The organism is Leptolyngbya cf. ectocarpi LEGE 11479 (assembly GCF_015207065.1).
Classification (GTDB): domain Bacteria; phylum Cyanobacteriota; class Cyanobacteriia; order Phormidesmidales; family Phormidesmidaceae; genus Leptothoe; species Leptothoe ectocarpi.
This window is the reverse complement of record NZ_JADEXP010000432.1, coordinates 1-4,928: the sequence shown is the minus strand read 5'-3', so window position 1 is coordinate 4,928 and position 4,928 is coordinate 1. Positions and strand designations below refer to the sequence as shown.

Sequence of the window (4,928 nt, the reverse complement as noted above, 5' to 3'; positions counted from 1 at the left end):
CCTTAAAGAAGTACCAACTATTGTTGATTTATCGCATAAATGGCAAATTGCCAATGGGTTGAATCAGATATAAGAGCATCAATAATGATGACTATTTTTCCACTAGCTTTTAAGGGTTAGCGTAGGGTTAGCGTAGAGTATTTTCTGATTAATATCCATAACTTTTTAACCGTAATGGGATTGCATAGACAACCCTAAAGCCATGGCCCAACAGGTTAAAATGAATTTATTGTTTAAGCAATTAAACGACCGCTACCTCGGTAAGCCTGATCGGTGGAAATCCGGCCACTGCCCCGGTATGCGGCGGGTCCCCGGCCACTGCCCCGGTCAGATAGATGAAACAGCTCAGATTGCTGTGCTTGAATGCGACCACTGCCCCGGTCAGATAGATGAAACAGTCCAGATCGCTGCGCTTGAATGCGGCCACTCCCCCGGTCAAATTGCTCGGTTTGAATGCGGCCACTCCCCCGTTCGGCTTGCAAACTGGGGATAGAAATCGTCAGTCCTAAAGAGTGAAAAACACTGATGGCAGCAGTAACTGACAGTACCGATAGAGAAAGTCTCATGGGTCAGAAAATGAGTAGTATTGCTACTTTCTGATTACATGGATTTGACAAATGACTCAGGAAAAACTAGACAGAAATTGTTTCGGTAGCATCACGGATTTTCTGTACCGGATATTACATTCCACCAATTTCTGTGACTCGATTGACTAAAATCCAGCTGCCACCTTTGTTAGGAATACCAATAACTTCCACCAGGCTGTGCTCAGCAATCTGCATCAGCTGATGGGCTGCTTGGGGAGCAATGGCAACGAGGTCCAAAACATCAGTCTCATTAATCAGCCGATGGCTATCTCCCTGCTCCCGCTGATAACGACCTTTAAACAGGCTGGCGGCAGACATCTCCGATGACGGGGCATAGCCCATGGGATAGACAAACCCACTCCGAGGATACATTTCTGGATGACTTAAATAGAGCTGCTGTTGGTCTAACCAGGCTGGATCGCTCGGCAGTAAATCAAAACAAGGCGCAAGCATAGCCGGGGCTGGGGCTCTGAGTAATGTGTGTTGTAAGCGCTGAACGGGTAAATGCCGGGGCTGACAGCCTTGCTGTACACATAGGGCGGCAGCCGCCCCAGCGGCTTGACCAATATTTAAAACCACTGGCTGTAGACGGGTGGCACCATTGGCGATGTGGGTAACTGAGATATTTTTGTCGCAGGCTAGTAACCCGTCAATCGTGGCGGGAATTAGGGCACCATAGGGAATGCTAAAGGGGGTACCGGTCCACCGTCCTCCCCAGCGGATAGCTTTGGGGGCTAGGGGCATATCAAACCCAGGATAGTGGTGATCGTTAGGGTAGTTACCGATCGCGATCGCATCCACCACCCCATCACTATTGACCGGCAACGACGCCACCTGCCCCCCCGACACTGGCAAAATATCCAGCTCACTCACGGTTGTCAGCCCCATCAGCCGCCGACTCTCTCGATAGTAAGGGTAAAGGGCAAACGCCCCCCCCCCAGGCGTCTCTTCTAGCTCCGGGAACATGCCTGCAGCCAGGCCATAGCGTGCACCCAACTCAGATTGAATGGTATGGGCAAACTGCTGGCTGTGGTCCTTGGCCTCTTGCCAATAGTCATTGCGGGCGGCTGCCGACTCAATCAAACGGTCTAGACCGACACCATAGTCATTGCCCTGCTGGGGCCAGTTGAGCATAAAGCGATTGCCCGGTAGCCGCCCATAGTTAAGAAATCGCTCTGGTCCGTAACCCTCCCAGGCCCCTGTAAAGGAGACATTGGACCCCGTGGACGAAACTAGCGGAGCAGTTTCACCCGCACCGTAATCCTGCATCACCACTACCCAAGTGGGAGATTGCACCGGATAGGTAGCCATCGCCGGAAATAGGGCATCGGTCGGCGCCATTAGCGACTGAGGTGCACTGGGCTCCCGCCACTGTTCCTGGCTCTCCCAGCCCCAGCGATGAGGGACATTGCCCAGGGCCAATAAATCGCCTAGTTCAGTGCCATCAATCGTCACCTGGGCCGTTACAGAAAATTGATCAAAGGCCACTCCTGTGATTCGCTCGCCTGAGCGGTGCACAGCCCGAGGACGATGCCCCCACCGCCAGGTCAAATTTGGCAACGCCGCTACCCAGTCAGCAAAAATACCAGCTCCCACCGCTGGTTCGTAGGTAAAGAAACTCACCCAGCCGTGGTGCAATCCGCCGGGCTGCCGCCGTTCTAGCTCCCGTAAAAAAGCTCCCCACAGCCCCGTCTGAAAGGCTGCTAGCTCATTTCCATCCGGAGCGCTCACCCCAGCAGCGGTCAGCATGCCTCCTAGCCAGGGCCACTCGCTCACCAGCAAAACCTCCACACCCAGCTGCGCGGCTTGAATTGCTGCAGCTGTGCCGCCAGTCCCGCCTCCGACAACCAGGACCTTGGTGGTTAGTTGTTCCATTACAGGTAGGGTTTACAAATAAGGCGTCACATCCTCACCGAGGTCATCCGCCAGGTGGGACAACGCTCGAAATCTAAGGCCCACCAGCTGTTCATAAAGAGGATTGAGCTTGCACATGGGGGGAATATGAACCACCTTTTTGCCAAACAGGGTAACATCCCGTTCAAAGGGACATTGGGAAGGAATCATTTTGCAGACAAATCGAGCCAGACGTGGATCTTCCACCTCCAACTGATCTAACCACTCGCGCATGGGTTTGAGGGGATCGGGGCCTTCTTTAGGGGCTGGTGGCGTTAGGGGGCTGGCGGCTGCCACTGGTGCTGCCTCGACGACACCACTGGTCCCTGGCTGAACTTCTTCCTTGACCTCGTGCAGGTTATAGAGTGTGGATTGAAGCGACTGTAGAACGGTTGTATCCAGGTCTAATGCCTGACAGAAATCCATCAGGATTTTGTCTTCGGCGGCAGAATAGATGCCGTCTGCGATCGCAACCATCACCGCCATCCGCAAAAAGTTCTCAGCCGCAATTGGATTTGGCGTCAGAATTGTCGCTAATTCCGCCGGTTTAATCGGCTCAAAGGTTTGGAAATCCAGTTGAGGAGCAAACTCCACATCCATCATGGTGTGGATCAGGTCTTTTTCTTGATCATCAAACTCACCATCGGCCCAGGCAACAGCCAACAGCCCCCGCAACCACGCTTGAATTTGCTCTTCAGTGTATAGAGGATCTTTCAATGTAGAAGTCATAGCTAGCCTTGAAAAACATCAAATGTCTGCCAAAAGGGACATAATTCCCCTCCAACCGCTACGGATGAACAGTCAATCTAGAGGATAGCTGAGCCAATTCAGACCCAGTTTTGCCTGTAAATACCCATAAAATTGAGCGTCCCCCATCACGCAAACTTCGCAGTAACGGTTCTGGTGGCCGTTCAGACTCCACCGGCAGAGGTTTATAGTGAATGCCTCGACTACCCAAAACAATGGCGGCAATGGTACTGGCTCGCCGCATGTGATAGTCCGACGTGATTAGATAGACACTCTTGATACCCAGACGATCCAAATCATCCACTAATGTCGTAAAGTTCGTCACCGTATCCACAGCCCGATAGTCTAAGTGCAATCGCTCCAGGGACACGTGGGACTCTTGAAACACCCAAACAGCATACTCAGGATTAGCACCGGACGATATCCACACGTCTAAATCAGGGTTTTCAGTGGCAAACTGAGCCGCAAACTCCTCTCGTTGGGCATCTCCTCCCAGCACCAAGGCCAGCGTCGGCGACGATAGTTGACCACGCACGTACCATTGCCCCAGCCACAATCCTGTGACCAATAGCGCCACAGAAGCCAGGGTGAAGCGATAATTTTTGCGACGCACTCGGGGCAACGATAAACTCCTCAACTCAAATTAATTATCTAAAAGTTATCTGAAAAATCGTCGTTGCTGGTTTAGAGGATCAGCAACACCCAAAAATTAAACCAAAAGCTCTGGTAGGTAAATAGAATAAACCAGCGCTTCGCTTATTTTAGAAACGCTAGCACGTTCATCTAGGAAAATATGGTCTTGTTTTAACAATGAAATCCCCACAGCTCGAAAAAGCCCTAGACATTGCTGCCCAGGGCCAGAAATAAGAAGCAACGAAATCTGCCTAAACCTATACCATCGCTGCTAATGGCTTCACGTTTGCCAGCATCTGTCGCAGCACATCACCTTCGATCACCTCTTCTTTGAGAAGCTGCTGTGAAATGGTTTCCAACAGGTCCCGATTACTACGAAGAATGTCTAGCGCCTGCTGGTGAGCTGATTCCACCAGACCTTTGACCTCGGTGTCGATGGCGCGAGCGGTCTCTTCGCTCATATTACGGCGGGCATTGGGCATGCCACTGTCTAGAAATGAGCTTTGCTGACCTTTATCGTAGGCCAGGGGACCCAGGACATCACTCATGCCATAGGTAGTGACCATCTGTTCTGCCACTTCGGTTGCCCGCTGTAGATCATTGGCTGCCCCAGTGGTAATTGAGCCAAAAACAACTTCCTCGGCGGAACGCCCCCCCAGTAGTGTGGCAATTTGTCCCTTAAGCTCATCGGCACTGCGCAGGAAGCGATCTTCTGTCGGTAGCTGCAGGGTATAGCCAAGAGCGGCCATGCCGCGTGGCACGATGGATATTTTCTCCACCTGACCCCCACCTTCCATCAGTGCCCCCACCATGGCATGGCCCACTTCGTGGTAGGCGACAATTTCTTTTTCTTTTTCGTTGAGCACTCGACTCTTTTTCTCTAGACCGGCCACTACTCGCTCAATCGCCTCAGCAAAGTCAGCCTGAATGACAGCGGCGCGATTATTACGAGCGGCCAGTAGGGCCGCTTCATTTACCAGGTTGGCCAAGTCGGCCCCGGCAAAACCAGGAGTGCGCGCAGCAATCACCTGAAGGTCTACATCTTCACCTAATTTCACTTCCTGGGCA

Annotated in this window: 4 protein-coding genes and 1 pseudogene; all 5 read right to left on the bottom strand. The window is 52.1% G+C overall.

Annotation, left to right across the window (positions count from 1 at the left end; genetic code table 11):
• Nucleotides 1–233: 233 nt before the first annotated feature.
• The gene (locus tag IQ260_RS27685; protein WP_193996299.1) at nt 234–566 is read right to left on the bottom strand and encodes a hypothetical protein; all 333 of its coding nucleotides are present in this window, start codon (nt 564–566) and stop codon (nt 234–236) included.
• Nucleotides 567–680: 114 nt separating this feature from the next.
• Complete coding sequence (locus IQ260_RS27680) at nt 681–2,462, bottom strand: FAD-dependent oxidoreductase (RefSeq protein ID WP_193996298.1); 1,782 nt, start codon at nt 2,460–2,462, stop codon at nt 681–683.
• A gap of 12 nt (nt 2,463–2,474) precedes the next feature.
• Nucleotides 2,475–3,209, bottom strand: a complete 735-nt coding sequence (locus IQ260_RS27675) for a DUF533 domain-containing protein (protein WP_193996297.1) — start codon at nt 3,207–3,209, stop codon at nt 2,475–2,477.
• A gap of 58 nt (nt 3,210–3,267) precedes the next feature.
• Complete coding sequence (locus IQ260_RS27670; protein ID WP_322745064.1) at nt 3,268–3,840, bottom strand: YdcF family protein; 573 nt, start codon at nt 3,838–3,840, stop codon at nt 3,268–3,270.
• Nucleotides 3,841–4,117: 277 nt separating this feature from the next.
• Nucleotides 4,118–4,928 (bottom strand): annotated as a pseudogene (locus tag IQ260_RS27665) (ATP-dependent metallopeptidase FtsH/Yme1/Tma family protein); the annotation flags it as partial.